Annotated in this window: 15 protein-coding genes and 1 pseudogene; 6 read left to right on the top strand and 10 right to left on the bottom strand. The window is 64.3% G+C overall.

The features are described from left to right. Window positions 1–4: 4 nt before the first annotated feature. The 6 genes from CCR82_RS13555 to CCR82_RS13530 form a co-directional block, all read right to left on the bottom strand. A complete protein-coding gene (locus CCR82_RS13555; protein WP_201246329.1) occupies window positions 5–814 on the bottom strand; it encodes a F0F1 ATP synthase subunit A in 810 nt (269 codons plus the stop codon). 136 nt (window positions 815–950) lie between these two features. Continuing rightward, window positions 951–1,307 carry an ATP synthase subunit I gene (locus tag CCR82_RS13550; RefSeq protein WP_201246328.1) on the bottom strand — a complete coding sequence of 119 codons (357 nt, stop codon included), beginning with the start codon at window positions 1,305–1,307 and terminating at the stop codon, window positions 951–953. A 9-nt stretch (window positions 1,308–1,316) separates the two neighbouring features. Continuing rightward, a complete protein-coding gene (locus CCR82_RS13545) occupies window positions 1,317–1,631 on the bottom strand; it encodes an AtpZ/AtpI family protein (protein WP_201246361.1) in 315 nt (104 codons plus the stop codon). Further along, a complete protein-coding gene (locus tag CCR82_RS13540; RefSeq protein WP_201246327.1) occupies window positions 1,631–2,104 on the bottom strand; it encodes a F0F1 ATP synthase subunit epsilon in 474 nt (157 codons plus the stop codon). The genes CCR82_RS13545 and CCR82_RS13540 overlap by 1 nt, the downstream gene beginning before the upstream one ends. Beyond that, window positions 2,097–3,482, bottom strand: coding sequence for a F0F1 ATP synthase subunit beta (atpD, locus tag CCR82_RS13535; RefSeq protein ID WP_201246326.1), 1,386 nt, complete (start codon window positions 3,480–3,482; stop codon window positions 2,097–2,099). The genes CCR82_RS13540 and atpD overlap by 8 nt, the downstream gene beginning before the upstream one ends. Window positions 3,483–3,534: 52 nt before the next feature. Beyond that, the gene (locus tag CCR82_RS13530; RefSeq protein WP_201246325.1) at window positions 3,535–5,967 is read right to left on the bottom strand and encodes a glycoside hydrolase family 65 protein; all 2,433 of its coding nucleotides are present in this window, start codon (window positions 5,965–5,967) and stop codon (window positions 3,535–3,537) included. Between the two features lie 479 nt (window positions 5,968–6,446). Here CCR82_RS13530 and CCR82_RS13525 point away from each other — a divergent pair, with 479 nt between their 5' ends. From CCR82_RS13525 to polX, 3 genes and pseudogenes are all read left to right on the top strand, one after another. Continuing rightward, on the top strand, window positions 6,447–7,097 hold the full coding sequence (locus CCR82_RS13525) for a dienelactone hydrolase family protein (protein WP_420827334.1): 651 nt from the start codon (window positions 6,447–6,449) through the stop codon (window positions 7,095–7,097). Between the two features lie 434 nt (window positions 7,098–7,531). After that, window positions 7,532–7,678, top strand: a pseudogene (locus CCR82_RS18970) (sugar phosphate nucleotidyltransferase); the annotation flags it as partial. Window positions 7,679–7,787: 109 nt separating this feature from the next. Continuing rightward, entirely contained in the window at window positions 7,788–9,509 is a 1,722-nt protein-coding gene (polX, locus tag CCR82_RS13515; protein ID WP_201246323.1) for a DNA polymerase/3'-5' exonuclease PolX, read from the top strand. Window positions 9,510–9,660: 151 nt separating this feature from the next. Here polX and CCR82_RS13510 read toward each other — a convergent pair whose 3' ends face one another. After that, complete coding sequence (locus tag CCR82_RS13510; protein ID WP_201246322.1) at window positions 9,661–10,005, bottom strand: c-type cytochrome; 345 nt, start codon at window positions 10,003–10,005, stop codon at window positions 9,661–9,663. Between the two features lie 204 nt (window positions 10,006–10,209). Next, window positions 10,210–10,608 (bottom strand): DUF2267 domain-containing protein, encoded by a 399-nt coding sequence (locus CCR82_RS13505; RefSeq protein WP_201246321.1) that lies wholly within the window; start codon window positions 10,606–10,608, stop codon window positions 10,210–10,212. Window positions 10,609–10,928: 320 nt separating this feature from the next. On the opposite strand from CCR82_RS13505, the gene CCR82_RS13500 reads away from it, so the two are divergent. The 3 genes from CCR82_RS13500 to CCR82_RS13490 all read left to right on the top strand — a co-directional run bounded on the left by CCR82_RS13500 (window position 10,929) and on the right by CCR82_RS13490 (window position 13,858). Continuing rightward, window positions 10,929–12,806, top strand: coding sequence for a PAS domain-containing sensor histidine kinase (locus CCR82_RS13500; RefSeq protein ID WP_201246320.1), 1,878 nt, complete (start codon window positions 10,929–10,931; stop codon window positions 12,804–12,806). Next, window positions 12,806–13,441, top strand: coding sequence for a response regulator transcription factor (locus CCR82_RS13495; RefSeq protein WP_201246319.1), 636 nt, complete (start codon window positions 12,806–12,808; stop codon window positions 13,439–13,441). Before CCR82_RS13500 ends, CCR82_RS13495 begins: the two co-directional genes overlap by 1 nt. Before the next feature lie 108 nt (window positions 13,442–13,549). Beyond that, a complete protein-coding gene (locus tag CCR82_RS13490; protein ID WP_201246318.1) occupies window positions 13,550–13,858 on the top strand; it encodes an addiction module antidote protein in 309 nt (102 codons plus the stop codon). Between the two features lie 234 nt (window positions 13,859–14,092). Here the strand turns inward: CCR82_RS13490 and CCR82_RS13485 are convergent, their stop codons facing one another. Further along, window positions 14,093–14,425: a HigA family addiction module antitoxin gene (locus CCR82_RS13485; protein ID WP_201246317.1), complete on the bottom strand. Its 333-nt coding sequence runs from the start codon at window positions 14,423–14,425 to the stop codon at window positions 14,093–14,095. Further along, window positions 14,400–14,681, bottom strand: coding sequence for a type II toxin-antitoxin system RelE/ParE family toxin (locus tag CCR82_RS13480; RefSeq protein WP_201246360.1), 282 nt, complete (start codon window positions 14,679–14,681; stop codon window positions 14,400–14,402). The genes CCR82_RS13485 and CCR82_RS13480 overlap by 26 nt, the downstream gene beginning before the upstream one ends. Window positions 14,682–15,013 lie beyond the last annotated feature (332 nt).

The following is a 15,013-nucleotide window of genomic DNA, read 5'->3' as shown; positions in this document are numbered from 1 at the left end:
GGGGTCAAGCCTGTGTCGAGCGGTCGGTCTGTTCGGGTGCCTGATCGCTTTGCTGATGGTCTTGCTGATCGCTTTGCTGATCGTCTTGCTGCTTGCCTTGCTGGTCGCTTTGCTGCTTGCCTTGCTGATCGGAGCCCTGGTCGGCTGCCCGGTTGGCGCTGCTCGCCGAGGCGATGTAGACCATCGCCAGCACGGCGAAGATGTAGGCTTGGATCATGCCGGTGAGCAGCCCGAGCAGCTGCATCACGATCGGGAAGAAGAACGGCGTCAGACTGAGCAGGATGCCAACGATGACCGTGCCGCTCATGATGTTGCCGTACAGGCGGACCGCGAGCGCGAGCGTCCGCGAGAGCTCGCCGATGAGATTGAACGGCAGCATCAGCGGCGTCGGCTCGATGTAATGACGCAGATAGCCGAGCGGGCCGCGATGGATGATCCCGTACAGCGGTACGGCGATGAGCACGCACAGGGCGAGCGCGGTGGTGGTCGAGAGCGAGCCGGTCGGTGGCAGGTAGAAGGGCACCAGCGTCAGCAGATTCGAGACCGCGATGAACACGAATAGCGTGCCGACGAAGGGCAGGTACTGGCCGGGCTCCTGCTGGCTGACGTCGCGGATCTGATCGCGCAAACCGGTCACCAGCACCTCCAGCGCATTCTGCCAGCGCGATAGCTCAGGGCCGCTGGCCAGGCGCCGGCTGACGCCCCAGCAAACCAGGGTGATCAGTGCCATGATCGCCCAGGTCCAGGCCACCGTGGCGTTGAGATGGAGCGGTCCCCATGCCCAGAGGACGATTTGGTCGGGACTGATGGTCATGGCTGCAGTGGCATGTGCTTAAACGTGGCTGTATGGATGTATGGCGGTTTAGCTGTGAAGCAGTATGGCGATGTAGCTGTTTGGCTGTGCGGCGCTATGGCTGTTTGGCGATGTGCTGTCGGCTCGCGGCTCGCGGTCAGCCGCGAGTGGATCGAACCGGCCGTGAGACCGGTTGTGCGGGTGGGCTCGTTGACGGCAGCGAGCGACGCAGGATCAGCAGGCGCATCAGCATCACGCCGGCCAGCGCCAGCAGGATCTGGACCCAGCCGCCGCCGACCTGCAGCAGCAGCCAGCCGGCGCCAGCGAGCAGCGCGAGGCGCATCACCAGGCTCAGCGCGAGCAGCCGCGCAGGGTGTTCGCTGCCTGGAAGCATCCGAACCGTGCGCAGCAGGCCATAGAAGAAGGCCCAGCCGACGGCGAGGCCGCCGAGCAGGGCGATGACCGACAGGCTCAGATCCCATGACCAGGGGGCTAACCACCAGGATGCATTCATGCGGGCGCCTCACTGCTCGTTGCCGTCATGCCGACTCTCGCGTTTGATCCAATACCAGGCGTTCACACAACCGAGTGCGACGCCAATGAGGAGAAAGCTCAGGGTCCAGGAGGCCTGCTCGGCCGGCCAGAGGCGGTCGAGCCACACACCGATGGCGACGCCGATCACGGTGGGCACGGCAACCGCCCAACCGACCAGGCCGAACATCCCGAGCCAGAACCAGACGTTACGATCGCGCCCGCCGCGGGCGCGCCGTTTTCGCGCGGCCTTGCGCTCGACCTGGTCACGGAACCGCTCCTCGGGCGATTGTTTGTGCTGAGCCATCATCGCGTCTCTTGTGTATTGGCAAAGCGGGTTTCGGCAAATCGGGTTTCGGCAAAGCCGCGCAGCGTGCCCGCCTCAAGCCGGCCTAGGGCCGAGCGCGCCTCTTGTTCGTGTTGCTCGAGCGTCAAGAACGACTCGGTCACGGTGTCGCTGAGCCGTTCGAGGTCGTCGTCGACCACCGCGTTCAAGGTTGCGATCCGGACCCGATCATCCGCCTTGACCAGGGTGCCGACATCAACGGCGACGAAGCGCTCGACCGCGTTGGTATCCAGGAACGACAGGATTCCTGGCACCAGCTCAGCTACGCAATCGATGTGCCGAGGAAGCAGACAGAAGGAGCCGTTGGCCGCCTCGGCGATGATCTTGCGCACCGGCTCGTCGACGAGGGTCTGGGTGGGCGCGAAGACCTGCAGTCGCAGCCTCGTCGCCCGGCTCGCTTCAGTTGCCGTTGCAAGCGTGTCGGCGTCACTCATCGATCGCCCCCTTCATGTAGAGCGCCTGCTCGTCGACGTCGGCAAAGGCACCATCGAGGATGCGCTCGCAGCCCTCGATGGTCTGCTCACGGCTCACGAGCTTGCCCGAATGACCCGTGAACTGCTCGGTGGTGAAGAACGGCTGGGTCAGGAAGCGCTCAAGCCGGCGCGCCTTGCTGACCGTTTCGCGGTCCTGACGCGAGAGCTCTTCCTCGCCGAGCATGGCGATGATGTCCTTCAGCTCCTCGTACTCTGCCAAGGTCGAGCGCACCTGCTGCGCGACCTGGTAATGGCGCTCGCCGACGATCTGCGGGGTCAGCATCTTCGATTGAGACTGCAACGGGTCAACCGCCGGATATAAGCCTTGGCTGGCGCGCTTACGCGAAAGCACGATCGACGCCGAGAGGTGGCCAAAGATGTGCGCGGCGGCCGGGTCAGTCAGGTCATCGGCGGGCACATACACCGCCTGCACCGAGGTGATCGCGGCGCTGGCCGAATTGCAGATGCGCTCTTCGAGCTCCGCAAGCTCGCTGGCCAGGGTCGGCTGATAGCCCACGCGCGAGGGGATACGCCCCATCAGCCCCGAGACCTCGGTGCCGGATTGCACATAGCGAAAGATGTTATCGATCAGCAGCAGGACGTTGCGACGCTCCTGATCGCGGAAATACTCGGCGATGCTGAGGGCGGCGTGTCCGACCCGGAAGCGCGCCCCGGGCGGCTCGTTCATCTGGCCGAACAGCATCAGGGTGTGGTCAAGCACCCCGGCGTCGCGCATATCGCGATAGAGCTCTTCGGCCTCGCGCGTGCGCTCGCCGATGCCACAGAACAGGCTGATGCCTTGATAGTGACCGACCATGTTGTGGATCAGCTCGGTGATCAGCACCGTTTTGCCAACACCGGCGCCGCCGAACAACCCGGCCTTGCCCCCAGACTCCAAGGGCGAGAGGAGATCCAGCGCCTTGATCCCGGTCTCGAAGATCTCGGTGCGGGTGATGCGCTCGCTGAGCGGCAGTGGTGGGCGATGGATCGGCCAGCGCTCGACGTCCCGCAGCGGCTCGCCATTGTCGATGCTGTCACCGAAGACGTTGAGCACGCGCCCCAGCAACGCCTTGCCGACCGGCACGGTCAGCGTTGCGCCAGTGTCGCGCACCGGCATTCCGCGCGCGAGCTGCAGGGTCGGCGTCAGCGCGATGCAGCGCACCCGGTCGCGATCGAGCAGGCTATGAACCTCCAGCACGACTTGATCCTGGGCGCCCGCGCGCAGGGCCTGAAAGCGCGTCGGCAGCGGCGGCGGGAAGCGCACGTCGACGACGCTGCCGCGCACCGACACCACCTGGCCGTTGCCCGTCGCTGGCCCCTGTTTGGCCTGCTCGCTCATGAGCCACCCTCCTGCAAGCGCTTTGGCAAGCGATTTAGCAAGCGCTTTGGCATTAGGGCGCCTCCACGAACGCTGGCTTGTCTTTGCGCTCGAACTCGTGGGTTTCACCGGCGCGGAGCGCGCATGCCTGCGACCCCACCCACAGCCGAATCGTCTCCGTCTCGGGCGAGATCGCGCGGACGCGCACCCGCTCGTGGCTGACGTCGAGCTCCAGGGTCTGGCCACGGAATCGCAACCGGATGCGCAGCCGTTGCAGCTCCTCAGGCAGCGCCGGGTTGAGCCAGAGCCGCTGATCGCGCACCTCGATGCCGGCATAGCAGCGTTGAATCAGATCGACGGTGCCGGCCATGGCACCAAGATGAATGCCCTCCGAGGTCGTGCCGCCTTGAATGTCGGCAACGTCGCTCTCGAGCGCTTCGGTGAACAGCGACCAGGAGCGCTGTCGGTCGCGACGTGCCAGGACCCAGGCATCCACCACGCGGCTCAGCGTCGAGCCATGGCTGGTGCGGCTGCCGTAATAATCCACGTTGCGCGGGATCATCTCGGGGTGAAAGGGATAGCCCAGACGGGTGAGCAGTCGCTCCAGCTCCTCGGTCGAGAACAGATAGAAGAGCATCAGCACATCGGCCTGCTTGGTGGCCTGATAGCGGTTCGGCGAGTCGCCCTCGGCCTCAAGGATGCGGTCGAGCCGCTGGATGTCGCCGTAGCGCTCGCGATAGCTCTGCCAATCGAGCTCTTTGAGCTGATCGAAGCCCTCGAACTGGCTGATCACGTCCTGGTCGTGGAAGCACAGGCGCAGCCTGCGGCTGATCCGATCCCACTGCTCGAGCTCATCGCGCTGAATGCCGAGCTGCTCGCGCAGCTCATCCCAGCGCTCGTTGGGCAGGTGCTCGGGCAGATCAAGCGCTCGGCATAACACCCAGCAGGCCATGACATTGGTGTAGGCGTGGTTGCTCAGCCCCGGCTCCTCGCGGTCTGGGTAGCCGGTATGGAATTCGTCGGGGCCGATCACGCCGTGGATCTCATAGCGCTCGAGCGCCTGGTTGTAGGTGGCGATGCTGGCCCAGAAGCGAGCGATCTCGAGCAGCATCTCGGCGCCATAGAAGGAGAGGAATTCTTGGTCGCCGCTGGTCTCGTAGTACTGCCAGAGGTTGTAGGCGATAGCTGAGCTCACATGCCGCTGCAGCCGCGACTCGTCCGGGGTCCAGTGTCCGGAGCGGGGGTTCAGGTGCAGCGTCTGGCTCTCCTCGCGACCGTTGCTGCCGCTTTGCCAGGGATACATCGCCCCGCGCAGTCCTGCCTCGCGAGCGGCCTGGCGGGCAGCGCCGAGTCGCCGATAGCGGTACATCAGCAGCGAGCGGGTGATCTCCGGCAGCCGCAGATTGAGTGTCGGGAAGATGAACAGCTCGTCCCAGAAGATGTGGCCGCGATAGGCCTCGCCGTGGAGCCCGCGCGCTGGCACACCGGCGTCGAGGTCCATGACCCTGGGCGAGGCGGTGACCAACAGATGGAACAGATGCAGTCGCAGAATGGCGGCCGTGCGGCCGTCGTCGTCGTCGCGCAGGCCAAGCTCGAGGTCGAAGCGCCGCCACAGCTGCTGCCAGATCAAGGCGTTGCTCTCCTGCAGTGCGGCGAAACGCGGCAGCGATGCGATTGCCGAGCGGGCTTCCAGACCATATTCGCTGATCGCCGCATCGCGCGAGGTATAGAGCGCGATCAGCTTCTCGATGCTGACCGTCTGGCCGGCGTCAAGGTGCAGCTGGAAACGTTGTTTGGCCTGATCCGCCTCGGTCTCGACCCGCGCATCGAGGTCGATCGGCTGCTCCCCGCGGTAAGCCCGGGTGCGGGCGCTCATCGCGATCTCGAGGCGCGACTGCCGTGTGCGCGCCTTCAAATAGAGGCCGTCGACGTCGACCGCCTGGGTCTCGAGGCACTCGAGGTGGTCCCCCTCGAGACCGCGATAGCGTTCGACGCCGTCGTTGGTCACGCGCCCGTCGAGCGCGCTCAGCACCTCGACGCTGCCAGACCAGTTACAGGGCGTTAGCTCTGTTTCGAGACCGGCAAGGTGCTGGTGCTCCATGTGCACCAGCCGGCGTTGGCGCAGCTGAGTCTCGCGGCCGCCGGGCTCGCGGAATCGGATCAGGCGCTCCAGCACCGCGTTGCGCAGATCGAGCGTCTGCCGGTAGTCGAGCAGCTCCACCTGATCGGGATTGAACCAGTCGCCATCGGCGAAGCGCAGTCGCAGCGGGAGCCAGTTGGGCAGATTGACCAGGTCTTCGTTCTCGACCATGCGTCCCTGGATCTCGGTCTTGGCTCGGTCATAGCCGCCCGCTAGATAGGTGCCAGGATAGTGATGTGTGTCGGCTACCGACTCCGGGGCAGCGCCGCGGCTCGCGAAATAGCCGTTACCCACTGTGCACAACGCCTCGCGCAGCCGTTCCTGCTCGGGGCGATAGTCATGGTAGCTCCACTCCCAATCATGCATTGCGTTCAATCTCCACGAGAGGACCGAGCAGTGCTTCGATGTCTGGGGCCTTTGCAGGCCAGGCCATCGCAGGCAGTGCGGACGGGTCCGAATACAAGGCTCGCTGATGCAACACGCGTGCCGCTGTGATCAACGCCCGGCGTATCGACTGCCTGCAGGGCGGCGCATCGACGCCCTCAGTTGAGCGTCCGCCATGCCCCAATGCGGAGTCAGCCCAGGGCGGTGGGTCAAATCAACGACCGCTGGTGATTTTGAACCAGTATCCAAGCGCGTTGGCGCTGGCCCTCAGGGTGGCGCTGGAGGGCAACAGGGCGGACGCTGAAGGGCGCGCGCTGAGCAGCGGACTTGCCAACCCGGAATGGATTCTGCACAGCTCACTATTGAGCTCGAGCCGCTTGGCGGGAATCCCCGCATGCTGAGCTCGATTGCGGCGTCCTAGATGTCGTCTACTAGATTTCGTCCACAAGAGGTCATCGATGATTTCACCACGCGAAACGATCGAGGTTGGGGTGCCGATCGAAGGCGGCGAGCTGCCCGGCTTTCTCGATCTTCCCCAGCAGGCGAGTGGCTTGGTGCTGTTCGCCCACGGCAGTGGCAGTAGCCGCTTCAGCCGACGCAACCAGGCCGTGGCCGATCTGCTCTATCGAGGGGGCATCGCCACGCTCTTGTTCGATCTGCTCACTCCCGGAGAGCATGAGATCGACCAGTTTACGGCGGAGCTGCGCTTCGATATCCCGCTGCTGGTCGAGCGCCTCGTGCGCGCGGTCGATTGGGCCGCTGTTGATCAACGCACATCGCAGCTGCCGATCGGACTCTTCGGCGCCAGCACGGGCGCGGCCGCCGCGCTCGGGGCTGCGGCACAGCGGCCGCAGGCTGTTCGCGCCGTCGTCTCACGCGGTGGACGGCCGGACCTCGGCGGCGAGGCGCTGCCTGAGGTTGAGCAGCCAACCCTGCTGATCGTCGGCAGCCTCGACCAGCAGGTGCTCGAGATGAACCGCAGCGCCGCGCGCAAGATGCGTGTCGAGCCCAAGCTGGAGATCGTTTCGGGCGCCAGTCACCTGTTCGAGGAGGCCGGTAAGCTCGAGGTCGCCGCGTTGCTCGCTCGGGACTGGTTCTTGGAACATTTTTGACTGCCCAGCTGCCCGGTTTGGGCGGCAGCACGAGGCCGCTCGGCTCGTGAAGCCTCAGGCCTCGGCTGGTGAGGCTTTAAAGCGAGGCGCTCGGCAACCGCCTTGTTCGGCACAGTGCTTGATAGCAAAGACTTGGCAACGACTGTGCCGCGCAGAAATGTGGTCAAGGCGTTCTGGCCCCCCGATTGCTTGAGCCCTGAAATGGATACAACCACCCGTCGCGATGGAGGCTCCATGATCTCGATCTATGCAGCGCTGCTGACAGGACGCCAAGCCCTTCGATCCGCGCTCCGATCCGGAGGCCGTCGTCGAATCGCCCCTGGAGCCGAAGCTGCAGCCGAAGCACCTCCTGGCCTGCTTCAGATGGGGCAAATCAACGACCGGCGGTGTTTTTGAGCCGTCACTCCCCGACACAGGGGACAGGAGCCTAATCGATGCAACCAACCCAATCACATGCTGGCAATCGCAACAGCATCATGGCCATGGTGATGGCTGGAGGGCAGGGATCTCGACTGCGCCCGCTCACCGATAAGCGCTCGAAGCCGGCGGTCCCGTTTGGCTCGCGCTACCGCCCTGCCGATGACCGACTCCGGCATCGTGGTGGTGCCACGCGGCCGGACCTCCCTCTTCGCCCGCAGGCCGCGTGGAGGCGGTGGCGGGTATTCCGACTAAAGCAGCTCATCAGACATCATGACCATCCATAACCAAGAAATCGCTGATCGGCTCGAGCGCGCCGCCGATCTGCTCGAGATCGGTGGCAGCGATGCCTTCCGGGTACGTGCCTATCGCCAAGCCGCCCAGACCGTCTCCGGGCTGGCACAAAGCCTGGCCGATCAGGTCGAGAACGGCGCCGACCTGAACGAGCTGCCCGATATCGGCCAGAATATGGCCGAGAAGATCGCGACCATCGCTCGGACCGGCGAGCTACCCCAGCTCGACGAGCTCGAGGAGACCCTGCCGGCCCAATTGAGCGAGCTGATGCAGCTCTCCGGGCTGGGGCCGAAGCGGGTCAAGGCGCTGCATCAGGACCTGGGAATTGACAATCTCGATGATCTCAAGCAGGCCGTCGATCAGCAGCGGGTGCGCCAGCTCGAGGGCTTTGGCCGCAAGACCGAGGAGACCATTGCCGAGCATCTGGCCCGGCGCCAGGGCCAGGAGACGCGCACGCGCTTGATGGAGGCCGAGGAGGTCGCCGACACGCTCGCCAGGGATCTGGACGGGATCGAGGGAGTCCAGCAGCTCACCGTCGCCGGCAGCTTCCGCCGCCGCAAGGAGACGGTCGGCGATCTCGACATCCTGGTCACCGCCGAGGAAGGGTCAGCGGTGATGGAGCGATTCACCGGCCATGAAGAGGTCCGTGAGATCGTCTCTCAGGGCGAGACCCGCTCGACGGTGGTGCTGCGCTCGGGTCTGCAGGTGGACCTGCGGCTGATGCCAGAGGCCGCCTACGGCGCCGCGCTGCACTATTTCACCGGCTCCAAGGCGCACAACATTGCCGTGCGCCGAATGGGGGTCGAGCGCGGCCTCAAGATCAACGAGTACGGCGTCTTCCGCGACGACGAGCGCATCGCCGGGCGTACCGAAGAGGAGGTCTATGCCAGCGTCGATCTGCCCTATATCGAGCCGGTGCTGCGCGAGCATCAGGGCGAGATCGAGGCCGCGCAGCAGGATCGGCTGCCGCAGCTCATCGAGCTCGACGCGATCCGCGGCGATCTGCATTGCCATACCCGGGCCAGCGATGGGCACGAGAGCCCGCGGGCGATGGCCGAGGCCGGCGCCGAGCGCGGTTATGCGTACCTGGCGATCACCGATCACACCCAGAACCTGACCGTCGCCGGCGGCCTCGACGAGGCTCGGCTACGCGAGCAGATCGAGCGCATCGATCGCCTGAACGATGAGCTTGGCGGTCGGATCACAGTGCTCAAGTCCGCGGAAGTCGACATCCTGGCGGACGGCTCGCTCGACCTCCCGGATTCCATCCTCGAGCAGCTCGACCTCTGTGTCTGCTCGATCCACGACAAGCTCGATCGCTCGCGCGAGCAGCAGACCGAGCGGGTGCTGCGGGCGATGGACAATCCGAATTTCTCCATCCTTGGCCATCCGCGCGGACGTCTGATCGGCAAGCGCGATCCCTACGATCTGGACCTGGAGCGGGTGCTCGCGGGGGCGGCCGAGCGGGGCTGTTTCCTTGAGGTCAATGCGCAACCGAAGCGGCTCGACCTCAGCGATGCCGATTGCCGACTCGCCAAGGAGATGGGCGTCAAGGTGGCGATCTCGACCGACGCCCATAGCAGCACCAATCTGGACTACATCCGCTTCGGTGTCGATCAGGCGCGTCGCGGCTGGCTCGAGGCCGATGACGTGATCAACACTCGCTCGCTTGAGGCGCTGCGCACGCTGCTTAAGCGTTGATGCTGAGGCCTGCGCCCGGCGCCCGGCGCGCCTGTTGTCGACCGGGGCTATCAGCAGGCCGAGCTGGCAGCAGGTCGAGCTGGCAGCAGGCCGAGCTGGCAGCAGGCCGGGCGGGCAGCAGGCCGGCGTAAGCAGCGGAGCTAGCGCTGTGCTACTGAAGCTGGTTGAGATAGCTGGCCACGGCTTCAAGCTGGAGCTTGCTCGCCGGAACCGCCTCCTCGTGCTGCTCGTTATCTAGGATCTGCTGCAATTGCCGCGCGGTCCAATCGCGACGCTCCGCGAGTGTGCTGAATTCCGGACCGACCGGCGCGCCCCCTTCATCGGGGACACGATGGCAGGTGGTGCAGATCTGCTCGGCGATCTTTTCGCCTTGCTCGGCCTGAGACTGCGCGTTGCCAGGCTCGGCAACAGCCTGAGGCGCCCAGAGGGCAAGCAGGGACAGACCAAGGAAGGTAGCTGCTGAAGACAGCGTCAAGGTGCGGCTGTATGCTGACATGTCGTGAGTACCGGGTTTGCTCGACGTGGGTTTGCTCGATGATGATTCCAGTCGGGCCATGGTCGCGATGCGACAGGCCCAACCCTGGTGTTCGAACGTGATCACGGTGGCTGTGGCCGGATAACGGGGCCGGCTCAATGCGACCGGATCAATGCGGCTAGCTCAATGCGGTCGGCTCAATGCGGCTAGCTCAATGCGGTCGGCTCAATGCGACATCTTGCCTTCGCTGCCGGCATCGAACAGCCGTTGATAGTCGGCCGGAAGCTGATCGCGCACATGGTCGATGGCGCCCGGTGTCACCGCATCCTTCAGGACATTGAGCACGGCCCGGGTATGGAACACACTCGCCGGCAGGTCGACGCCCTCGCGCTCGCTGATGCGTTGCAGGAAGTCGTCCGAGGAGAAGGTCTCGGTCTTGTCGCGATGGCTGTCGAGCATGAGCTTGAGCTCGCCCGGTAATTGCGCCCCAAGATTCTCGGGCTCGCCGCCCCGCAGACGCTCGCTGAGCGTTTCGAGCGTTGCCCGGGTGGCGCTCAGCGCTTCATCGATCGAGCTCATCCGAGCCTGATGTTGGACCTGTCCGAGAAACTCTTGCAGTTGCATGGCTCATGTCTCCATGGGTTATCGATGATCAAGAGGGATTGATTTCAAGGAGCCTTTTGCAATGAGCATGCCGTTCTCGTGATCGTCTCTCGCCGTCCATGGCGCGACGCTCCAGTCACTGACCTGCCGGCCAGGATCGGGTCATTGGAACCGAAGGGCTGTCTAAAGCAACCACTTGGGTGCTCGCGCCCAGTCTGTGTCGCCATTGCGCGGGCGCTGCGACAGGGCTGGCGCCGAATTTGCTGTGCTATGCGTGAACAAGAGATTGATCCATCCTAAGCACTGAGCGAGACCGCGGGGCAGCGATCGATGAGGTAGGCATGACAGATGATACAAGGGCGCTCGATGATCACCTCGATCATGACAGGGCTCCCGGTCTAAACGTGCTGAGCAAGCCCGAGCTGGCGCGTCGGCTCGACCAGCTGATCAGTGAATTACTGGACAGTGGACGCGCCAACGACGCGACCCGCGATCTGCTGCTCGAGCTGCAAACGCACCAGGTGGAGCTTGAGCTGCAGGGGCGCGAGCTGGCCGAGGCGCGCCACATCCTGGAGGTCTCGCGCGACCACTACGCGCGCTTGTTCGATCTGGCGCCGGTTGGCTTTGCGGTCTTCGATCGGCGCGGGCGCATCCGCGAGATCAATCTCACCGCCGCGCGGATGCTCGGTCGCGATCGCCTGCGGCTCAGTGACACGCCGTTCCCGGTCCTGTTGGCGGGCGGAGAGATGCGGCGGTTCCTCGACCATGTCTCTGCGGTGGTCGGCGGCGCCGAGGAGACACAGATCGAGCCACTGGAGGTCGATCTGGAATCGCGCCGTCCACGTCCCGAGCCGGCGCCCCAGGCCTTGCGGTTGGTGTCGTCACGACGCGATGGCGACGACGGCCCTGAGTGCTTCAGTGCACTGGTCGATATCACCGCCGAGCGTCGGCTCGAGCGCGGCAAGCGGGCGACTGAGCACCGCGCCCACGCCATCCTCGATGCCCTGCCAGCCGAGGTGCTGGTGCTGGATGCGAAGGGCAGGGTCGTCTTCGCCAACGACGCCTGGCAGCGCTTTGCCAACTGCCCGAAGCACTCGACCTCAGGGTCGTCAGCGCAACGGGCCGATGTCGGATGGGATTATCTCGCGGCCTGTCGCGATCAGGCCTCCCGAGCAGAGGCTGAGCGCCCGGCGTCAAAGGCCGAGACCGCTGCCATTGCCGACGGCGTGGCGGCCGTCCTCGAGCGACGTCGCCAGCGGTTCGTCGCCGAATTTGCCTGTGAGCGCCGGGATGGCGAGCACTGGCTGGCGTTGACTGCCGCCCCGCTCGACGCCGAGGGAGATGCGGCTAAGGGAGAGGAGACAGGGCAGGGGGCGGTGATCGTGCAGATCGACGTCACCGACCGCAAGCGCGCCGAGCAGAATACGCGGATCGCGCGGGAGGCCGCGGCCCATGCGGCGCGCGTCAATGCGGTGGGGGTGCTCGCCACCTCACTGGTGCACGAGCTGGCGCAGCCGCTGAACGCCGCGGCCTTCTTCGGGCGCGCCGCGCTCGAGCAGCTGCAAGGCGCCGATGCGACGCAGCGCCCCACGGATGCGGCGATGCTGGAGCCGATGATCGCCAAGGCCGATGCCCAGCTCGAGCGCGCCGGTGCCATTGTCGAGCGGCTGCGTGATTTCTTGCGTCATAAGGAGGTCCGGATGCAGCCGGTTGAGCTCGACCCCCTGATCGAGCACACGCTGGAATTGATCGGTTGGTTTGCGGGCCAACGCCAGGTCGAGCTGGAGTTTGCCTCGGGCTCGTCCGGTCTCTGGCTGCTCGGTGACCCGGTTCAGCTCGAGCAGGTCATGGTCAACCTGATCTGCAATGCGGTGCAGGCCATCCATGAGGCCGAGATGCCGGTGCGGCAGGTGACCATTGCCACCGGTTCTTGTACTTCGGAGATCAGCCCCATGGGTCCGACCGACGGCCAGACCGACGCGGGCTCGCCGATGGTTCAGGTCACGGTGAGCGACACCGGCCCTGGACTGGATGTGGAGAATGAGCATGCCCTATTCGATCTATTCGCCTCGCGCCGTAGCTCAGGGCTCGGCATGGGGCTTCCAATCAGTCGCGATATCGTGGAGGCCCATGGCGGCAAGCTCTGGGCCGATCCGAGCTCGAGCAGAGGCGCCAGGTTCCATTTCATGCTGCCGCTGGCCCATTCAGGAGACCAATGATGGATGAGGATCAATGTGTCTACATCGTCGATGACGACGACGCCATGCGCGAATCGATGCAGCTGCTGCTGGAGATGCTCGGCTATCGGGTGCAGGGCTTCGCCAGTGCCAAGGCGTTTCTCGGCTCCTGCGCGGACGACGACTGCGGCTGCCTGGTGCTCGACATGCGCATGCCGGAGATGACCGGCCTGGAGCTGCAGCAGGCGCTGCGTCAACGCGGCTATGACCTGCCGATCATCTTCCTGTCCGGATTCGGCGATGTGCCGACCACGATGCGCGCGGTCCAGTTGGGCGCGGTGGATTTCCTCGAGAAGCCGGTCAGCAAGAGCAAGCTGACCGAGCGCATCGAGCGCGCCTTCGAGATCGACCGCCGACGCCGTGACGATGCGAGCGCGGTAGAGGCCGTGCGCACGCGCTACGCGACCTTGACTCCACGCGAGCAGCAGGTGATGACCTTGGCGACCCAAGGCCTATCGAACAAGGACATCGCGCGCGAGCTGGAGATCAGCCCGCGCACGGTCGAGACCCACCGCGCAAAGGTGATGGAGAAGATGGAGGCCGACAGCCTGGCGATGCTGTGCAATATGGTCGCCCTCTGTCCGCCTGGTGAGGGAGAGGCCGCTGGCGCGAGCTGAGCGCCTATATTGCCAACTACAGTTGCCAAATGGTCCACTGTAGCTGACACTACAGCGACAAGACATCGCGCTGGCCAAGGCGTTAGCGAGTGATTTGGAAGACAGGCCATGACTGAGCAGCTTAGCCGTTGGGACGCAGCCGATTACCTGAACACCGATGAAGACATCCAGCTTTACCTAGAAGCCTGCGTCGAAGATGATCCGGGCGATGGCTCTTTGATTCGGCTGGCATTGGGGGATGTCGCCCGCGCCCGGAATTTCAGCGAATTGGCGCGTGATGTCGGCGTGAGCCGGGAAGGATTACGCAAGGCGCTCTCGGTAGAGGGCAACCCATCATTTGCGTTGATGGTGAAGATCACGCATGCGCTCGGGCTCACTATGCAGTTGACCTCGATGCCTGAATCGCATCCGAACTGATGCTGTTGTCAAGCACTGTCAATGGCCAATAGGCATCCTCGGCGGTGCCGTCTTCCACATCAGCTCGATCTCGTCGGCGCTGAGTCCGTAGGCTTGGTTCACAAGCGCGGCGATATGCTTCTCTGCCGCTTGGAGCTGGACACTGCGGCTCCTTGCCGGCGCGGCATACTGTTGGTGGACTCCAGCAAGCTCTGCTAAGCAGCTATCCATTTTCCTACTTCCCCTGAACCTCCTTTAGGCCGCGTGGGGACGGACCTCTTGATCGAGCCTTTCCCTTAGCGAATCCTGCGCCTGGATAAGATCGTAGCGACTTTGCAGATTGATCCAGAACTGGGCCTCCATGCCAAAAAAGCGACCGAGACGCAGAGCGGTATCCGCGGATACAGAACGCTTGCCCTGAACAATCTCGCTGATTCGTCGCTGCGGGACACTGATGTCCTTGGCCAAACGGTACTGAGAGATACCCATCGGCTCAAGGAAGTCGTACAAAAGAATCTCGCCTGGATGAATGGCCCCAAAGTCGCGCTCAGCCTTCCGACGATCAGTGGTAATCGGTGATCTCGACATCGTATGCGTCGCCCTCATGCCAGCGGAAGCAAATGCGCCATTGGTCGTTGATGCGGATACTATGTTGACCCGCTCGTTCCCCTTTCAGCGCTTCGAGCCGATTCGCGGGAGGAATCCGCAGTGAGTCCAGAATCGTCGCAGCGGCGAGCATCTCAAGCTTTCTCGCAGCAGCGCGTTGGATGTCTTGCGGCAACCTGCGCGAGAACCGGCCATTGAACAGACTCTCTGTCTCCCGACATCGAAAGCTCTTGATCATCGAAGAATAGTAACGCGCCGCGTTAGTGTTCGCAAGCGAAGGCAACGCAGCGATCATCCGGCTCGATGTGAACCTCGCCTTCGCCCGAACCGTAAGCGTCCAGCGAACTACCGGATTGACAGCTGCTGACGATTGCACCTCGCGCGTCTAATAGGCAGCATTGAAGATCACGCATGCGCTCGGGCTCAGGATGCAGTTGACCTCGGCGCCTGAATCGCATCCGCACTGATGCTGTTGGCAAGCGCTGTCAATGGCCAATAGGCATCCTCGGCGGTGCCGTCTTCCACATCAGCTCGATCGCGTCGGCGCTGACCGCTTCGCGGGCACCTCAG

Source organism: Halochromatium salexigens (assembly GCF_016653295.1).
GTDB classification, from domain to species: domain Bacteria; phylum Pseudomonadota; class Gammaproteobacteria; order Chromatiales; family Chromatiaceae; genus Lamprobacter; species Lamprobacter salexigens.
The sequence above is the reverse complement of the archived record's forward strand: the minus strand, read 5'-3'. Positions and strand labels throughout refer to the sequence as shown.

Excerpts from the sequence above, each read along its gene's own strand:
- CCR82_RS13555 (WP_201246329.1), bottom strand. The coding sequence starts at position 814 with ATGACCATCAGTCCCGACCAAATCGTCCTCTGGGCATGGGGACCGCTC.
- CCR82_RS13550 (WP_201246328.1), bottom strand. The coding sequence starts at position 1,307 with ATGAATGCATCCTGGTGGTTAGCCCCCTGGTCATGGGATCTGAGCCTG.
- CCR82_RS13545 (WP_201246361.1), bottom strand. The coding sequence starts at position 1,631 with ATGGCTCAGCACAAACAATCGCCCGAGGAGCGGTTCCGTGACCAGGTC.
- CCR82_RS13540 (WP_201246327.1), bottom strand. The coding sequence starts at position 2,104 with ATGAGTGACGCCGACACGCTTGCAACGGCAACTGAAGCGAGCCGGGCG.
- atpD (WP_201246326.1), bottom strand. The coding sequence starts at position 3,482 with ATGAGCGAGCAGGCCAAACAGGGGCCAGCGACGGGCAACGGCCAGGTG.
- CCR82_RS13530 (WP_201246325.1), bottom strand. The coding sequence starts at position 5,967 with ATGCATGATTGGGAGTGGAGCTACCATGACTATCGCCCCGAGCAGGAA.
- polX (WP_201246323.1), top strand. The coding sequence starts at position 7,788 with ATGACCATCCATAACCAAGAAATCGCTGATCGGCTCGAGCGCGCCGCC.
- CCR82_RS13510 (WP_201246322.1), bottom strand. The coding sequence starts at position 10,005 with ATGTCAGCATACAGCCGCACCTTGACGCTGTCTTCAGCAGCTACCTTC.
- CCR82_RS13505 (WP_201246321.1), bottom strand. The coding sequence starts at position 10,608 with ATGCAACTGCAAGAGTTTCTCGGACAGGTCCAACATCAGGCTCGGATG.
- CCR82_RS13500 (WP_201246320.1), top strand. The coding sequence starts at position 10,929 with ATGACAGATGATACAAGGGCGCTCGATGATCACCTCGATCATGACAGG.
- CCR82_RS13495 (WP_201246319.1), top strand. The coding sequence starts at position 12,806 with ATGGATGAGGATCAATGTGTCTACATCGTCGATGACGACGACGCCATG.
- CCR82_RS13490 (WP_201246318.1), top strand. The coding sequence starts at position 13,550 with ATGACTGAGCAGCTTAGCCGTTGGGACGCAGCCGATTACCTGAACACC.
- CCR82_RS13485 (WP_201246317.1), bottom strand. The coding sequence starts at position 14,425 with ATGTCGAGATCACCGATTACCACTGATCGTCGGAAGGCTGAGCGCGAC.
- CCR82_RS13480 (WP_201246360.1), bottom strand. The coding sequence starts at position 14,681 with ATGATCAAGAGCTTTCGATGTCGGGAGACAGAGAGTCTGTTCAATGGC.